This is a genomic window from Glycomyces niveus, assembly GCF_017592475.1.
Classification (GTDB): Bacteria; Actinomycetota; Actinomycetes; order Mycobacteriales; family Micromonosporaceae; genus Glycomyces; species Glycomyces niveus.
Genome location: NZ_JAGFNP010000018.1, coordinates 26,691 through 42,002 on the forward strand (window position 1 = coordinate 26,691; position 15,312 = coordinate 42,002).

At 72.6% G+C, this 15,312-nt stretch carries 19 protein-coding genes; 7 read left to right on the forward strand and 12 right to left on the reverse strand.

Annotation, left to right across the window (positions count from 1 at the left end; all coding sequences use genetic code 11):
- Positions 1–32 precede the first annotated feature (32 nt).
- Positions 33–362: a hypothetical protein gene (locus J5V16_RS23355; RefSeq protein ID WP_208499699.1), complete on the reverse strand. Its 330-nt coding sequence runs from the start codon at positions 360–362 to the stop codon at positions 33–35.
- Positions 363–497: 135 nt separating this feature from the next.
- On the opposite strand from J5V16_RS23355, the gene J5V16_RS23360 reads away from it, so the two are divergent.
- The 3 genes from J5V16_RS23360 (at position 498) to J5V16_RS23370 (ending at position 3,358) form a co-directional block, all read left to right on the forward strand.
- On the forward strand, positions 498–662 hold the full coding sequence (locus J5V16_RS23360; protein WP_208499700.1) for a hypothetical protein: 165 nt from the start codon (positions 498–500) through the stop codon (positions 660–662).
- Positions 663–684: 22 nt separating this feature from the next.
- Positions 685–1,110, forward strand: a complete 426-nt coding sequence (locus J5V16_RS23365; RefSeq protein ID WP_208499702.1) for a GNAT family N-acetyltransferase — start codon at positions 685–687, stop codon at positions 1,108–1,110.
- A gap of 94 nt (positions 1,111–1,204) precedes the next feature.
- Positions 1,205–3,358 carry a HelD family protein gene (locus tag J5V16_RS23370; RefSeq protein ID WP_208499704.1) on the forward strand — a complete coding sequence of 718 codons (2,154 nt, stop codon included), beginning with the start codon at positions 1,205–1,207 and terminating at the stop codon, positions 3,356–3,358.
- Here the strand turns inward: J5V16_RS23370 and J5V16_RS23375 are convergent.
- The 3 genes from J5V16_RS23375 to J5V16_RS23385 are packed head-to-tail and all read right to left on the reverse strand — an operon-like array spanning position 3,336 to position 4,918.
- Complete coding sequence (locus J5V16_RS23375; protein ID WP_208499706.1) at positions 3,336–3,584, reverse strand: hypothetical protein; 249 nt, start codon at positions 3,582–3,584, stop codon at positions 3,336–3,338. The two genes, J5V16_RS23370 and J5V16_RS23375, sit on opposite strands and share 23 nt — an antisense overlap.
- A 27-nt stretch (positions 3,585–3,611) precedes the next feature.
- Positions 3,612–4,232 (reverse strand): hypothetical protein, encoded by a 621-nt coding sequence (locus J5V16_RS23380; RefSeq protein ID WP_208499708.1) that lies wholly within the window; start codon positions 4,230–4,232, stop codon positions 3,612–3,614.
- Positions 4,229–4,918 carry a lysoplasmalogenase gene (locus J5V16_RS23385; protein WP_208499710.1) on the reverse strand — a complete coding sequence of 230 codons (690 nt, stop codon included), beginning with the start codon at positions 4,916–4,918 and terminating at the stop codon, positions 4,229–4,231. The genes J5V16_RS23380 and J5V16_RS23385 overlap by 4 nt, the downstream gene beginning before the upstream one ends.
- A gap of 80 nt (positions 4,919–4,998) precedes the next feature.
- Here J5V16_RS23385 and J5V16_RS23390 point away from each other — a divergent pair, with 80 nt between their 5' ends.
- The gene (locus tag J5V16_RS23390; RefSeq protein ID WP_208499712.1) at positions 4,999–5,832 is read left to right on the forward strand and encodes a class I SAM-dependent methyltransferase; all 834 of its coding nucleotides are present in this window, start codon (positions 4,999–5,001) and stop codon (positions 5,830–5,832) included.
- A gap of 3 nt (positions 5,833–5,835) precedes the next feature.
- Here the strand turns inward: J5V16_RS23390 and J5V16_RS23395 are convergent, their stop codons facing one another.
- The 3 genes from J5V16_RS23395 to J5V16_RS23405 are packed head-to-tail and all read right to left on the reverse strand — an operon-like array spanning position 5,836 to position 8,409.
- Positions 5,836–6,432 (reverse strand): histidine phosphatase family protein, encoded by a 597-nt coding sequence (locus J5V16_RS23395; protein ID WP_208499714.1) that lies wholly within the window; start codon positions 6,430–6,432, stop codon positions 5,836–5,838.
- A 55-nt stretch (positions 6,433–6,487) separates the two neighbouring features.
- A complete protein-coding gene (gene egtD, locus J5V16_RS23400) occupies positions 6,488–7,468 on the reverse strand; it encodes an L-histidine N(alpha)-methyltransferase (RefSeq protein ID WP_208499716.1) in 981 nt (326 codons plus the stop codon).
- Between the two features lie 53 nt (positions 7,469–7,521).
- Entirely contained in the window at positions 7,522–8,409 is an 888-nt protein-coding gene (locus J5V16_RS23405; protein WP_307793055.1) for a carbohydrate kinase family protein, read from the reverse strand.
- Between the two features lie 225 nt (positions 8,410–8,634).
- Here J5V16_RS23405 and J5V16_RS23410 point away from each other — a divergent pair, with 225 nt between their 5' ends.
- Positions 8,635–9,243, forward strand: coding sequence for a DUF4245 family protein (locus J5V16_RS23410; protein ID WP_208499720.1), 609 nt, complete (start codon positions 8,635–8,637; stop codon positions 9,241–9,243).
- Positions 9,244–9,377: 134 nt separating this feature from the next.
- On the opposite strand, the gene J5V16_RS23415 is transcribed toward J5V16_RS23410, so the two are convergent.
- Both J5V16_RS23415 and xseA read right to left on the reverse strand, forming a co-directional pair.
- A complete protein-coding gene (locus J5V16_RS23415; RefSeq protein ID WP_208499722.1) occupies positions 9,378–9,590 on the reverse strand; it encodes an exodeoxyribonuclease VII small subunit in 213 nt (70 codons plus the stop codon).
- Positions 9,591–10,793 carry an exodeoxyribonuclease VII large subunit gene (xseA, locus tag J5V16_RS23420; RefSeq protein WP_208499770.1) on the reverse strand — a complete coding sequence of 401 codons (1,203 nt, stop codon included), beginning with the start codon at positions 10,791–10,793 and terminating at the stop codon, positions 9,591–9,593.
- 140 nt (positions 10,794–10,933) lie between these two features.
- Between xseA and J5V16_RS23425 the strand changes: the two genes are divergently transcribed.
- The gene (locus tag J5V16_RS23425; protein WP_208499723.1) at positions 10,934–11,896 is read left to right on the forward strand and encodes a 4-hydroxy-3-methylbut-2-enyl diphosphate reductase; all 963 of its coding nucleotides are present in this window, start codon (positions 10,934–10,936) and stop codon (positions 11,894–11,896) included.
- Between the two features lie 131 nt (positions 11,897–12,027).
- On the opposite strand, the gene J5V16_RS23430 is transcribed toward J5V16_RS23425, so the two are convergent.
- Positions 12,028–13,167 carry a DNA recombination protein RmuC gene (locus J5V16_RS23430; RefSeq protein WP_208499724.1) on the reverse strand — a complete coding sequence of 380 codons (1,140 nt, stop codon included), beginning with the start codon at positions 13,165–13,167 and terminating at the stop codon, positions 12,028–12,030.
- 41 nt (positions 13,168–13,208) lie between these two features.
- On the opposite strand from J5V16_RS23430, the gene J5V16_RS23435 reads away from it, so the two are divergent.
- The gene (locus J5V16_RS23435) at positions 13,209–13,967 is read left to right on the forward strand and encodes a hypothetical protein (RefSeq protein WP_208499725.1); all 759 of its coding nucleotides are present in this window, start codon (positions 13,209–13,211) and stop codon (positions 13,965–13,967) included.
- Between the two features lie 60 nt (positions 13,968–14,027).
- On the opposite strand, the gene J5V16_RS25175 is transcribed toward J5V16_RS23435, so the two are convergent.
- Both J5V16_RS25175 and dgoD read right to left on the reverse strand, forming a co-directional pair.
- A complete protein-coding gene (locus tag J5V16_RS25175) occupies positions 14,028–14,156 on the reverse strand; it encodes a hypothetical protein (RefSeq protein WP_255537592.1) in 129 nt (42 codons plus the stop codon).
- Positions 14,150–15,295 (reverse strand): galactonate dehydratase, encoded by a 1,146-nt coding sequence (gene dgoD / locus J5V16_RS23440; RefSeq protein ID WP_208499726.1) that lies wholly within the window; start codon positions 15,293–15,295, stop codon positions 14,150–14,152. Before dgoD ends, J5V16_RS25175 begins: the two co-directional genes overlap by 7 nt.
- Between the last annotated feature and the right edge of the window lie 17 nt (positions 15,296–15,312).

Sequence of the window (15,312 nt, forward strand, 5' to 3'; positions counted from 1 at the left end):
GGGAGCGGCTTTCCGCTGCCGTCCTCAGTGGATCAGCACTCGTCGCGTCCCGATGGCTTCGCCTCGGGGCCTTTGAATTCGCGGCCGGAGACCTCGACTTGCGCGAGGCGGCGGAGGATCTCGAAGAGGGCGTCGCCGAGGAGGGTGCCGACGACCATCGTCTCGAGAATCTCGTCGCGGTCGCCGCGGCGCATGAGGAGGCGGATGTCGGCCTCGGCGACCTGCTCGGCCGCGCGGGCGTAGCGGTCCTCGAGCTCGGCGCGGTCGCTGATGCCGAAGAACTCGAGGCGGGCGACGACGTCGGCGAGCGCCCGGATGTAGCCGTGCTCGTGGGGCGCCCGGTCCCAGCCGCGGCGGCGCACGATCGCCAGCGCCGTCTCGATGCGCTTGTCGTCGGGGGCGTCGTCAAGCCGTGCCGGCCTACCTCGTCCCCGGCATGGAGCCGCGCGTCGACATCCGCGAGAACGTCCCGATCCACCTCCCGTTCCTCATCGCCCGTGCAGCTGCCGCTGCTCGACGGGTTCTACGGCGGCGACTTCGACGTGCTCTTCGGCACCGCGTACACCGCCGCGATCGTCGGCTCGATCGTCCTCAACCTGCTGTTCATCGAGATCTATCTGCGCCGCAGGGGGAGCCGCCGGATTTCGACTGGCGCGGCCTGAACCGCGGGCATAGGTTGGGGCGATGAGCGACGAGTACACGATCTCCTCGGACCCCGACCGCCTCGACCGCGAGTGGATCCACAAGGTCATCTCCACCGACACGTACTGGGCCGTCGGCCGCACCCGCGAGCGCAGCGACCTCGCCATCGACCACTCGCTGCCGTACGGGGTGTACGCGGCGGACGGCCGCCAGGTCGCGTTCGGGCGGCTCGTCACCGACCACGCCTACTTCGGGTGGCTCTCCGACGTGTACGTCGACCGCGAGGTGCGCGGGCAGGGGATCAGCAAGCGGCTCATCGCCCACATCGTGGACGAGGCCGAGCGGCTGGGCCTCAAGCGGGTCCTCCTCGCCACCGGCGACGCCCAGGGCCTCTACCGCCAGTTCGGGTTCGACGAGATCGACGACGACTACTCGTGGATGTACCGCGTCTGGCCCGCCCGACCGTAGAGCGTGTGCGAGCCCTCGCTAGTCCATGATCGGCGGACGGGTGTCGCCGCGACGCGCTAGGCTGGTGCGTTCCCGAATTCGAGCGAGGAGCGCAGTGTCCCAGGAACCAGGCCCCGCCAGAGCCGCACGACCGGATGCCGTCGAGCAGGACGTCGACACGACCCACGCCGTCCCCGCCCCCGACCCGTCCAGCACGCCGGAGCAGGAGATCGCGATCGAGCAGGGCTTCGTCGACCGCGTGTACGCGCGCGTCGACGTGCTCCGCGGTGAGGCCGAAGGCAACCGCGACACCGGCTACGCCCACCTCGCCGCGACCGTGCCCGGCGCCCGCTACGAGCGCGACGTGTTCGTGTACCAGGCCGCCCGCCGCATCGCCGACCTCGACTCCCAGCACGAGGGCCTGGTCTTCGGCCGCCTCGACTTCGACGACGGCAAGGTCCGCCACGTCGGCCGCCTCGGCGTGCGCGACGAGGAGTACCGCACCCTCCTCGTGGACTGGCGCGCCCCCGCCGCCGCGCCGTTCTACCGCGCCACGGCCGTCGACCGGCAGGAGGTCGCGCGCCGCCGCGTCATCCGCTCCTTCGGCCGCAGCGTCGAGGAGATCAGCGACGACCTGCTCAATGAGGACGCCGCCGACCGCCTCCCCGTGATCGGCGACGGCGCGCTCATGGCCGCCTTGGGCCGCAAGCGGACCGGGCGGATGCGCGACATCGTCGCCACCATCCAGGCCGAGCAGGACGCCGCGATCCGCGCCCCCGGCCGCGGCGCCACGATCATCACCGGCGGCCCCGGCACCGGCAAGACCGTCGTCGCCCTCCACCGCGCCGCGTTCCTGCTCTACCAGGACCGCAGCCGCTACGAGGCCGCGGGCATCCTCGTCGTCGGCCCCTCGGCCGTGTTCATGAAGTACATCGGGCGCGTCCTCCCCAGCCTCGGCGAGGAGACCGCCGCCCTCTACTCCCTCGGCGAGCTGTACGCCGGAGTCGAGGCCACCCGCCAGGACCGGCCCGAGGTCGCGGCCGTCAAGGGCGGCACCGTGATGCTGCCGATCCTGCGCCGCCTCGTCCGCCAGACCCCGCCGGGCGCCCCGAGCGAGCTGCGGATCGTCTACCGCGGCGACGTGTTCAAACTCGACGCCGCCGAGCTCGCCGCCGCCCGCGCCCGCGTCTTCGAGAAGGAGCCGCGCCCCAACCTCGCCAAGACCGAGGCCGGCCGCGCCCTCCTCGTCGCCTTGTGGCGCAAGATCAAACCGGTCATCGAAGACGCCGAGCCCGCGAAGTTCTCGCGGGACGTGGGCTCGCGCGGCGAGTTCCTCACCTTCCTCGACCACTGGTGGCCCGACCTCGACCCCGCCGACGTGCTCGGCTGGGCCGGCGACGCCCGCCGCCTCGCGTCCGCCGCCGAAGGCCACCTCAAGAAGGAGGCCATCGAAGCCGTCTCGGCCTCCCTGCGCGAGACCGACTTCTCGATCCCCGACGTGGCGCTCCTCGACGAGCTGCGCATCCTCCTCGGCGTGAAGCCGCAGCCGCGCAACCGGGACCGCATCCGCTCCTGGGACGGCATCCAAGAGGTCTCCACCGTCCAGGACCGCTACTACGACCGGCCCGAACGGCAGGCCCGCGACGCGTTCTACGAGGACTACGCGCACGTCATCGTCGACGAGGCACAGGACCTCTCGCCCATGCAGTGGCGCATGCTCGGCCGCCGCGGCCGCGGCGCCGGCTGGACCATCGTCGGCGACGAGGCCCAGTCGAGCTGGCCGCGCCCGAGGGAGAGCGCCGACGCCCGCCGCCGCGCCGTCCCCAGCGGCCGCCTCCACGAGTTCCACCTGACGAAGAACTACCGGAACTCCAAAGAGGTCTTCGAGTACGCCGCCGAATGGGCCAAGCCGCGCCTGCGCAACATCGACCTGCCCGAGGCCGTGCGCGAGACCGGCGTCGGCGTCGCCCAGAAGACCGTCGCCGCCGACACCCTCATGCCCGAAGTCGCCGGCGCGGTCGTCGAAGCCCTCGACGCCGTCGAAGGTACCGTCGGCATCATCGCGCCCTACGACCGCCACGCGGAACTCGCCGGCATCGTCCACGACGGCCGCGTCACCCTCGTCGGCCCCTTGGAGTCCAAGGGCCTCGAATGGGACGCCGTCATCGCCGTCGACCTCGAAACCGTCGCCGCCTCGCACGGCGCCGGCGTCGCCTACGTGGTCCTCACCCGCGCCACCCAGCGGCTCACGAGGATCGACCTCGACTGAGCTCAGGCCTCGGAGGCGTCCAGCGCGCGGCGCCTCCGAGCCCGCCTCGCGGCGTGGACGAGGAGCACGGCCGAGACCACACCCGGTCCATGTGGACGAGAAGCACCCCGAAGTGGCTCGGCCCGCCCCAGTCGGCCGCATAGCTCGACGGGTCGCCGAAGTCGACCACGAGCAGCTCCATGACGGCCCGGAAGATGAAGAAGCCGCCGACCACGAAGCCGAGCACCCACAAGACGCGTCCCGTGACCCGACTCTAACGGCTCAGGCCCCCGGCGGGGTCCCGCCCGTTTCGCGCGCGCCCTACCGCCATCCGCCGGAGCGCCCCGATGCCGAGCGACGCGCCGACCAGCACCGCGACCGGGACCCCATCCAGGTTCGGCCGGTCCTCAGCGGACACCGGAAACCAGCGAGGCTCGGACGAGCCCAGGAACAGCCAGGCGGTCCAGCCCGAAGACGAATACCGGGCGACCAGCTCGCCCGGGCGCAGCGGCCCGCCCGTGACGACCTCGATCGAACCGGCCCCGGGCGGCGAGTCCGAGCGGTACGCGGTGAGCGCGCACCTGCGGGCGATACCGAAGCCGAGCGGGGCGCGTTCGCACTCGCCGACCTCGACCACCTCGACCGTGAACCCGTCCCTGTCGCCGAGCGGGGAGCCGAACGCGGCCCGCACTTCGAGCGCCGCGTCCAGCAGCGCCAGCAGCGCCACGACACCGACGATGTCGGCGGCCATGCGGCGCCAGCGGACCCGCCGGGGTTCGGCCTCCCTGCCCTGGTGAGGCTCCGCAGGAAGCACGAACCGGAACGCCGCCCCCACCGCGGCGAAGACGAGCAGCGCGAACACGAGGACCGCGCCCAGGTTGACGAGCGCGGTCATGCGGCGGCCGGGGCGGGCAGGGCCTTGACGACGCCGAGCACGAGGAGGACCTGCGCGGCCGCGTACGTCGCCATCACCGCCTGCGACTGCAGCGGGAACTCGAACCCCGCCATGCCCAGGCCCAGGCACAGGTCCGAGACGACGAACAGCAGCCCGCCGACCGCCGCGAGCCGGTTGACGCCCGCCGCGGCGGCCGCCATGGCCACCAGCAGCAGGCTGTACACCGCGACCGGGACCGCCAGCGCCGCCAGGCGCGGCCACAGGACCACGTTGGCGCCCAACCAGAACGCCAGGTAGCAGCCCGGAGCCATCCACCGTCGGCGCAGGACCGGCAAGGCGCCCAAGCGGACGAAGACCGCGAGGTACACGATCTGCATGAGCCCGAACAGGCCCATGCCGGTCAGGAACGCGGGCGTTCCGTCGAACAGCAGCGCGATGTCGGCCGCGCACGCCAGCAGCAGACCCATGCCGAAGAGGCGGGCCGGGCGCAGGCCCGGCGGGGTCGCGACGATGAGGTGGGCGAGGAGCAGGAGCGTCAGAGCGGGTTTGCTCGCCCAGCGGAGGGCGTCCGCGCCGAGGCTGATCGCGGCGAGGTCGACGGCGATGGCGACCGCGAACGCCCACAGCCAGAAGCGGGCCGGGAAGCGCACCAGGATCGAGCGGATCAGGACGAGGGGAGGGTTCATGGATGCCGGATCCTAGCAGCATCCCGCGGGCGGTGGGAAAAGCGCTGGTGTTCGGCGGGCCGATCGGGGATGCTGCGCCGATGAGTGACGACTGGGAGTGGGACGAGACCCTGTTCGCCGGCAGCGCCGCCCACTACAGCGTCGGCCGGATGCCGTACCCGGCCGCGCTCGCCGCGGCCGTGCGTGACGCACTGGGCCTGGACGGGACCGGGCGGCTTCTCGATGTCGGCTGCGGGCCCGGTTCGCTGACGCTGATGCTCGCCCCGCTCTTCGCGTCCACTGTGGGCGTGGATCCGGATGCGGGGATGCTCGCCGAGGCGGCCCGCCGGGCGAAGGAGGCCGGGCTCGAGGACGTCGAGTGGCGGCGGCACCGGGCCGAGGAGCTGCCGGATGACTTGGGCCGCTTCAAGGTCGTGGCGTTCGCGCAGTCCTTCCACTGGATGGACCGGCTGCGCGTCGCCCGGCGCGTCCGCGGCCTGCTCGAGCCGGCGGGGTACTGGATCCACGTCGGCGCGACCACCCACCGGGGCGCGGAGGACGCCGAGACACTGCCGCACCCGGCCCCGCCGTGGGACCGGATCAGTGCGCTCGTCGCCGCCTACCTGGGGCCGGTCCGCCGCGCCGGACAGGGCTTCCTGCCCGGCGGCACCGCGGGCGGTGAGGAGGCGATCATGCGCGAGGCCGGGTACACCAAGGTCACGCGCCTGCAGGTCGATGACGGCCGCGTCTTCGACCGCGACGCCGACGCGATCGTCTCGGCGGTGTTCTCGCTGTCGAGTTCCGCTCCGCATCTGTTCGCGGAACGGCTGCCCGCCTTCGAGATCGAGCTGCGGGACCTGCTCGCGGAGGCGTCGCCCGGCGGCCGGTTCGCGGAGCGCGAAGTGTCCACAGGGGTCGTCGTCTGGCGGCCCTGACGGTCAGGCGTCGCCGTTCGCGGCCGCCGCGGTGAGGTTCCACAAGGTGATCGCGTGGCGCCCGTGCTCGTAGCCGAGGGCCGCGATCGAGGCGGTGTCGATCTTGAAGTCGCGGCCGTCGCGGGCCGGGCGGCCGAGCCAGCGGGCCGCCGCCACACGGAGGCTGTGGCCGTGGGCGACGAACGCGACGTCGCCGCGATCCAGGAGCGGTTCGGCCTCGGCGAGCGCCCGGTCGAGGCGCAGCGCTACCTCCTCGGCCGACTCGCCGCCGTCGCCCTTGCCGCCGTCGGTCCACAGCGACCAGCCCGGCCGCTCGGCCTCGATCTCCTCGCTGGTGCGGCCCTCGTAGTCGCCGTAGCCCCATTCGGCCAGGTCCGGGATGACGCCGGTGACGTCGAGGCCGGCGAGGTCGGCGGTGATGAGCGCCCGTTTGCGCGGGCTCGACCAGACCGCGGCGAACTCGCGCCCGGCGAGCAGCGGCGCGAGTGCTTTCGCCTGGGACACGCCGTTCTCGGTGAGGTCGAGGTCGGTCACGGACGTATGCTGCCCCGACGCCGACCAGGTGGTCTCGCCGTGGCGGATGAGGACGATCTCTCCCATGCCGCCCACTGTAATCCGGCCCGGCCGGGGGCAGGCGCGATCGCGTGACGGCCGGTCAGATCGCGCGGGCGAGGAACACGCCCATGTACCCGCGCTCGTCGGTCCAGCAGCGGGTCGTCTCGAACCCCGTGGCCTGCAGCTGGTTCTCGAGTTCGCCGGGGAGGAACTTGGTGGAGATGCCGGTGTGGATCTCCTCGCCGACGGAGAACGTCAGGTCGATGCCGAGCGCCGCGAGGTCCACCTTCATCGGCTTCATCGCGCGCAGCCGCATGTCGATGGTGGCGGTGTCGCTGTCCCACAAGGCGATGTGCTCGAAGTTGTCGGGCTCGAAGTCGGCGTCGAGGCGGTGGTTGAGGACGTACAGGATGTGTCGGTTGAACTCGGCGGTCACCCCGGCCGCGTCGTTGTACGCCGCGAGGATCACGTCGGGGTCCTTCACGAGGTCGGCGCCGAGGAGGAACCAGTCGTCCGCGCGCAGGGACTCGCGCAGGTCGCGCAGGAACTGGCTGCGCTCCATGCCGGTGAAGTTCCCGAAGGTCCCGCCGAGGAACGCGACCAGGCGCGTGTCGTGGTGGTCGGGCAGGTGCGCGAGGTGGCGGGTGAAGTCGCCGACGATGCCGCCCAGGTGCGCGTCGGGGTAGACCGGGGCGAGTTCGAGCAGCACGTCCCGCACCTCGCCTTCGGCCACGTCGAACGGCCAGAACCCGTCGAGCCGGCCCGCGTCGGCGAGCGCGCTCAGCAGCGGCCGGATCTTCTCGGCGCGGCCCGCGCCGAGCTCGATCACCGAGATCGGGTCGCCGCCGAGCGCGGCCGCGATCTCGGGGGCGCGGTCGTGGAGGACCGCCCGCTCACTGCGGGTCTGGTAGTACTCGGGCTGGCGGGTGAGCTCGGCGAAGAGGGTCGAGCCGCGGCCGTCGTAGTGCAGGCGCATCGGCAGGTGCTTGGGGTGCGAGGTGAGGCCCCGGCGGACGTCGAGGCGGAGCGACGCGTCGAGGTCGGCGTCGTCGATGCAGATCCGCAGTTCAGGAGCAGACACCCTTCGATCTTATGTCGACTCCGGGCATGTTTCGCCCCAGTGGACCACAGGCGTCACGGCGCGCCCGGGACGGTGCAGGCCTGCGCGGCGAGCTGGCTCGCGTACCGCAGCGCCGCGGCGACCACGCTCCGGTTGCCCCAGGCGGGGAGGCGGTCGAGGCGCATCCACCCGGCCGAGGTGAGCCAGCCGAGGAGCCCCGAGGTGAACGCGTCCCCCGCGCCGATCGAGTCGACCAGGTCGACGGCCGGGGCGGTCATCTGCGTGACGTGGTTGCGGTGGAACGCGACCGAACCGGCGTCGCCGAGGGTCACGACCACGAGCTCGGGCCCGGCCTCGAGCCATTTGCGGGCGATCTCGTCCACGGCGGTGCCGGGGTAGAGCTGCGCCAGGTCGCGCTCGGAGACGCGCACGAGGGTGGCGAGGCCGACCAGGCGCTCGGTGCGTTCGAGGACCTTCGCGCGGTCGCCCATGGCGCTGAGGCGGATGTTCGGGTCGAACGAGATCGGGACCGCGCGGCGGGCGCGGTTGATCCAATGCTCGATCGCCCGCGCCGAGGGCTCGAGGTACGCGGCGAGGGACCCGAAGTGGATGAGGTCGACCACGGCCGGGTCGGGTGCGGGCAGGGCGCGGTGCTCCCAGGCGAAGTCGGCGGTGCCTGCCGTCCAGTAGTCGTACGCGGCGCTGCCGTCCTCGCTCACGACCGCAAGACCGAGGGTCGAGGGGCGGTCGGTGCGGAGGATCCAGTCGCGGCGGACGCCCGCGGCGATATGGCGGCGCCAGACCCGGCGGCCGAAGTGGTCGCCGCCGACGGCGCCCACGAGCGCGGTCGGGACGCCGCGCCGGGCGAGCGCGACCGCGATGTTCGCGGGGCCGCCGCCGCAGGTCGGGCGGAGCTGGCCGCCGGGGGCGGGGACGAGGTCGATGACGTTCTCGCCTGCCACGAGGATCAACGGGGGCTCCTTCCGGTCGGGGGCGGGTGCCGCTGCGGAGAGGGTATTGCAGGTGCCCGAAGGCGTGGAAGTCGGATTCGCGTCCTGCTGGGAGGTCTCGTCCGGATAACGGACGCGACGGCTCGCGGTGCGCGCAGCGCCCGGTCCGGGGCTTCCTGCGCCACGCCCGGGCGGGCCGGTGCGCCGGACGGCGGGGCGGGGGTTCAGGATGGAGCCATGTCCACCGAGAAGGTCGAAGCCGAGCGCGCCGCCGCCGACACCGTCGAGAACGACGCCACGGACGGTCCCGCGGCACCCGCCGAGGGCGAGGCGCCCGCGCGCCCGAAGCAGCGGCGCATGCGCGACATGGCGATGTCGATGGCCGTACTGCTCGTGCCGATCGGCCTGTTCTACGCCGGATGGCAGTGGGTCGCCTCGGACCGGCAGGTCAGCGTCGTCGACACCACCGAGAACCACGCCACCGCCGCGAGCCTCGGCCTCGCGGCGATCGAGCCCGAGCTCGGCGAGGAGTGGAAGGCCATCTCCACCGACCTCGCCGTCGACGGCGAGACCGTCGTGCTCCGCACCGGCTACTACTCGCCCGACGGCCACGGCCTCCAGCTCGCCGAGACCAACGGCGCCCTCGCCGACGTGAACGAGGCCCTGACCGGTACCGGCACCCCCGTCGAGGCGGCCGGCATCACCTGGGCCGCATACGAAACCAACGCCGGCGAGACCTGGACGGCCGAGATCGGCGGCGAGACCGTCGTCCTCAGCGCCGAACCCGACGGCATCCCCGACCTCCCCGAACTCGCCGAAGGAGTGGCCGAGGCCACCGGCGCTTAGCGAAGCGCTACCCGCGAAACCGGCAGGCCCCCGAGCGGCCCCGGTCTCGGCGAAGCTGGCGAGCCGTCAATTCACCCAGATATCCGTTTTGGAAGGCTAACGCCGGAACTATGGCACCGTTCGGGGTCGGCGGCTCAGTCCTCGTCGTCGTCCGCCGCCGCCGCCGTGCGCGCCCGCAGGCGCTCCCGCGCGCCCTCCAGATGCGACTGGCACAGGTCGGCCAGCTGCTCGCCGCGCTCCCAGAGCTTCAGCGACTCCTCGAGCGTCGCCCCGCCCGCCTCGAGCCGCTCGACCGTGGCCACGAGCTCCGCCCGGGCCTCCTCGTACGTCAACTGCTCCCCGCTCACTTACCCTTCCTCTCTCGTCTGCACGACCGCGGCCCGCAGCGAACCCGCCGCCAACCGCACTTCGATGGCCTCCCCGGCGGCCGCCGCCTCCCGCAGCACCGCCCCCGACTCCGTGTCCGTGACGATCGCGTACCCGCGGTCGAGTGTGGACTGCGGCGACAGCGACCGCAGCCGCGCCCGCAGATGCTCCAGGTCGTCCGTGGACCGCTCCAGCCGCGAATCCACCCGCGCCCGCATCCGGTGCGTCAGGTTCGCGACCGCCTCGCCCCGGGCCTCCAGCATCGTCTCCGGCCGCGCCATCACCGGGCGGGCGCGCATCGCCGCGAGCCCGTCGGCCTCCCGCGCCACCATCGCGTTCAGCGCCTGGCGCAGCCGGGTGCGGCAGATGTTCAGGCCGCGCTGCTCCTCCGCGAGGTCGGGCACCACCTTCTTGCCCGCCTCGGTGGGCGTCGAGGCCCGCCAGTCCGCCACATAGTCGAGGATCGGCGTGTCCGGCTCGTGCCCGATCGCCGACACCACCGGGGTCACCGCCTCGGCCACGGCCCGGCACAGCGTCTCGTCCGAGAACGGCAGCAGGTCCTCCATCGAACCGCCGCCGCGGGCGATCACGATCACCTCGACGTCAGGGTTCCGGTCGAGCTCGGCCAGCGCCGCGCAGACCTCGGTGACCGCGCGCGGCCCCTGGACGGCGACCTCGCGGACCTCGAAGTCCGCGGACGGCAGGCGGGCCTTGGCGTTCTTGAGCACGTCCCGCATCGCGTCCGAGGCGCGGCCCGTGATGAGACCGATCCGGTAGGGCAGGAACGGCAGCGGCTTCTTGCGCTCGGCCGCGAACAGTCCCTCGGCGGCGAGCAGCTTCTTGAGGCGCTCGAGCCGGGCGAGGAGCTCGCCGAGGCCGACCTGGCGGATCTCGCGCACATGCAGCGAGAGCGAGCCGTTCTTGTCCCACCACTGGGCCTGGGCGCGGATGACGACCTGGGCGCCGTCGCGCAGCGGCGGGTCGCACGCCGCGACCGCGCCGGTGAAGTCGACGACCCGCATCGAGACCTCGGCGGCCGGGTCGCGGAGGGTGAGGTAGACGGTGCGGCCGCGGTGGCTGATCTCGGTGATCTGGCCCTCGGTCCACACCTCGCCGAGGCGGGCGAGCCAGTCGCCGATCTTCTTCGAGACGACCCGCAGCGGCCACGGGTTTTCGGCGCTCATCGGCACGCCCGGCCCGGTGGCGGGGCCGGTGCGGCCGGAAGCGCTGGCGGTGCTGTCGGTGGCGCTGCTCGCTGCGTCGGTCACGTGGCCAGACTAACTGCAGGGTGTGACGAAACCGGGCGGCCGGATACCATCGAGGCGTGGCAGACCCGAAGCGAGTGTTGTTGGCCAAGCCGCGCGGGTACTGCGCGGGCGTGGACCGGGCCGTGGTGACCGTCGAGAAGGCGCTGGAGCTCTACGGCGCTCCGGTGTACGTGCGCAAGGAGATCGTGCACAACCGGCATGTGGTGGAGACCCTCGCCGGGAAGGGCGCGGTCTTCGTGGAGGAGAACGAGGAGGTGCCGCCGGGCTCGGTGGTGGTCTTCTCGGCGCACGGCGTGGCGCCGGAGGTGCACGACCAGGCGGCCGAGCGCGGCCTGAAGGCGATCGACGCGACGTGCCCCCTGGTGACCAAGGTGCACAAGGAGGCCGTGCGGTACGCCGAGGAGGACTACGACATCCTGCTCATCGGCCACGAGGGCCACGAGGAGGTCATCGGGACCTCCGGTGAGGCGCCCGAGCACATCCAGCTCGTGGACGGGCCGGACGCGGTGGACGGGATCACGGTGCGCGACCCGGAGAAGGTCGTGTGGCTCTCGCAGACGACGCTGTCGGTGGACGAGACGATGGAGACGGTGGGGCGGTTGAAGCAGCGCCTGCCGATGCTGCAGAGCCCGCCGAGCGACGACATCTGCTACGCGACGCAGAACCGCCAGCAGGTGGTCAAGGACATCGCGGCGGAGTGCGACGTGATGCTGGTGGTCGGGTCGAAGAACTCTTCGAACTCGGTGCGGCTGGTCGAGGTCGCGGTCCAGCACGGCGCGCGCGCCGGTCACCTGATCGACTTCGCGCACGAGATCGACGAGGCCTGGCTCGAGGGAGCGTCCACTGTGGGCCTTTCCTCGGGGGCCTCGGTGCCGGACAACCTGGTGCAGGATGTGCTGGCGCACTTGGCCGAACGCGGCTTCACGAGCGTCGAGGAGTTCGAGCCGGTGACCGAGAAGCTGACCTTCTCGTTGCCGCGCGAACTCGTCAAGGACCTCAAGGCCGCCGGGCGCGCCTGAGCCCCGGTGACCTCTTTCGGGTGACACCTTTCCTTACGACGGTAAGAACGGGGTTTCTTGTCGGACCCCCGCGAAACACTTGAGCAGGGGACGCCCCCCGGGTGGGTGGGGGGCTGCCCGGAGCGCGGGCGCTAGGGGCGGAGGTCCTCCACCGACTCCCACGCCGGCTTCCGCGCCGGGGTGATCACCGGGGCCGGAGACTCCGGCGGGTCGCCCGCGACCTCGAGTTCGCTGAACCGCCGCGCCGTCACCAGCAGGCGCGACTCGACGCTCGCCACCGCCGCGTTGTAGGACCCGACCGCCGCCTCCAGCGACGAGCCGAGCCGCGAGAAGTGCCCCGCCACCGCGCCCAGCCGCTCGTGCAGCTCCCGCCCGAGCTTGTGGACCTCCTTGGCGTGCTGCGCCAGCGCCTCCTGCCGCCACGTGTGCGCCACCGTCCGCAGCAGCGCCATCAGCGTCGCCGGGGAGGCGATCACCACCCCGCGCGCGAACGCGTCCTCCAGCAGCGCAGGGTCGCCCCGCAGCGCCGCGTCCAGGAACGCGTCCGCGGGCACGAACAGCACCACCATCTCCGGCGTGTCCTCGAACGCCCGCCAGTACTCCTTGCCCGCCAACGACTCCACATGTCGCCGCAGGTGCTTCGCGTGCATTCGCAGCAGCTGGTCCCGCCCGGCCTCGTCCTCCGATTCCAGCGCCTGCAGGTACGACTGCAGCGGCGCCTTCGCGTCCACCACGAGGGTCCGCCCGCCGGAGAGGCGCACGACCAGGTCGGGGCGCACCCCGCGCCCGTCGACGAGCCCTGAGTGCTGCTCGGAGAAGTCGCAGTGCTCGACCATCCCGGCCGCCTCCACGATCCGCCGCAGCTGCACCTCGCCCCACTGCCCGCGCACCTGCGGCGACCGCAGCGCCCCCAGCAGCCGGCCCGTCTGCTCGCGCAGATCCTCCGAGATGTCCGCGACCCCCGAGAGCTGGATCCGCAACTGCGCGTAGGCGTCCACGCGGGCCCGCTCCACGTCGCCGAGGCGGGTCTCATACCGCGCCAACGTGTCCGCGATCGGTGCGAGCACCTGCCCGACCGCCTGGCGCGAGTGGTCCGTCGCCTCGAACGCGACCGCCTTCAGCGTCGACTCGAGCCGCTGCTCGTTGTCCGCCGCCGCTTCCAGCCGCGCCGTGGCCGCCGCCAGCTCGGCCGCCTGGCGCGACCGCCCCGCGAACCAGCCCCCGATACCGCCCGCCGCCAGGCACACCACCGCCAATAGGACCCACGTCATACGGGCCAGTCTAGGCGGGGCGCCACGGGTACAGTCGGTACATGGAGCTGTGGTTGACCCTGCTGGTGGTCGCGATCCTGGTCATCTTCTTCGTGGTGCAATCCAATAAGAAGCGGGCGCAGGTCGAACTCGCCGATGCCGAGGCGGAGGCCCGGCGCCTCTACGAGCGCCTCGGCGGCCAGACCATGAACCTCACCGCCCCCGGCGACAACCTTCCCGCAGGCCAGGCCCTCGCCGACGCCGGCGAGCGGTACACGGCCGCGGGCTCGCAGCTGGAATCGGCCCGCTCGATCAACCAGTACCGGCTCGTCGCCGAGACCGCCATCGAAGGCCTCAACTACGTGCGCGCCGCCCGCACCGCCATGGACATGGACCCCGGCCCCGAGGTCCCCGTCATGCGCGGCCAGCGCCGCACCGGCGCGCTCACCGAGCCGGTCAGCGCCGAGGTCGAGGGCCGCCGCTACACCGGCTCGCCCGACCCGAGCGACGAGAACCGCCACTACTACCCGGGCGGCCGCGTCGACGGGCGTCCCGTGCCGGCAGGCTGGTACAACACGCCCTGGTGGCAGCCCGCGCTGGCGGGCGCGGCGGGCGTGTTCGTCGGCATGATGGTCTTCGACGCGATGATCGCGCCCGCGTACGCGATGGGCGCGATCGAGGGCACCGATTACGGGAGCGATGCCGGAGCGGACGGCGGCGACGCGGGCGCTGACGGCGGCGACGCCGGTGGTGACTCGGGCAGCGGCGATTTGGGCGGCGGGGACTTCGGCGGAGGCGACTTCGGCGGCGGGTTCGAGTAGCCGCCCCGACGACACGGGCTCCCCTGCCGCTGTGCGGCAGGGGGCTTTTTCGTGCCTGAGTCAGTCGCGGCACCACTCCTTGGAGTCGGCGGAGGCGAGCAGGACCATGATGACGGCGTTGAGCCCCAGGCCGACCACCGGTCCAAGGGCTCCCGCCGGCGTCGCGGCGGGAGCCCCCGGAGTCACCATTCGGCGAAGGAGCCGTCCTTGAGGCGCCAGATCTCGTTGCGCCAGCGGTGGGGGTCCTTGGCGGCCTTGCGGACCGCGGCCTCGTCGATGTCGATGCCCAGGCCGGGGCCGGTGGGGCGCTTGACGACGCCGTCGGTGAACGCGAAGACCGCGGGGTCCACCAGGTAGTCGAGGAGGTCGTTGTCCTCGTTGTAGTGGATGCCGAGGCTCTGCTCCTGGATGAGGAAGTTCGGGGCCGCGAAGTCGACCTGGAGGCTCGCCGCGAGCGCGATGGGCCCGAGCGGGCAGTGCGGGGCGAGCGCCACGTCGTAGGCCTCGGCCATGGCGGCGATGCGGCGGACCTCGGAGATGCCGCCGGCGTGCGAGAGGTCGGGCTGGGCGACCGCGATGCCGGTGGAGAGCACGTCGCGGTAGTCCCAGCGGGAGTACAGGCGCTCGCCGGTGGCGATCGGGATGGAGGTGCTCGAGGTGATCGCGCGCAGGTCGCGGGAGAACTCGGGCAGGACCGTCTCCTCGACGAACAGCGGGAACAGCGGCTCCAGCAGCGGCAGGACGCGGCGGGCCATGGCGGTGGAGAAGCGGCCGTGGAAGTCGATCGCGAAGTCCATGTCGTCGCCGACGGCGGCGCGGAGCTCGGTGAACTGGTCGACGATGCGGTGGACCTGGGCGGCGGTCTCGATGTGGCCGAGCTGGGCCGCGGCGTTGCACTTGACGGCGTCGAAGCCGTTCGCCTTGGCGCGCAGGGCGTCTTCGGCGAGGGCCTGGGCGGAGTCGCCGCCGATCCAGGTGTAGACGCGGACGGTGTCGCGCACGGCGCCGCCGAGGAGTTCGTAGACGGGCACGCCGAGGGCCTTGCCCTTGAGGTCCCACAGGGCCTGGTCGATGCCGGCGACGGCGCTGGAGAGCACCGGGCCGCCGCGGTAGAAGCCGCCCTTGGTCATGACCTGCCAGTGGTCTTCGATGCGGGAGGCGTCCTCGCCGATGAGCCGGTCGGCGAGCGCCTCGACGACGCTGGCGACGGCCTCGGCGCGGCCCTCGACGATCGGTTCGCCCCAGCCCACGAGGCCGTCGTCGGTCTCGACGCGGACGAAGAGCCACCGGGGCCGGACGAAGAAGGTCTCGATGCTGGCGATGTTCAAGGGAACCTCTATCTCTT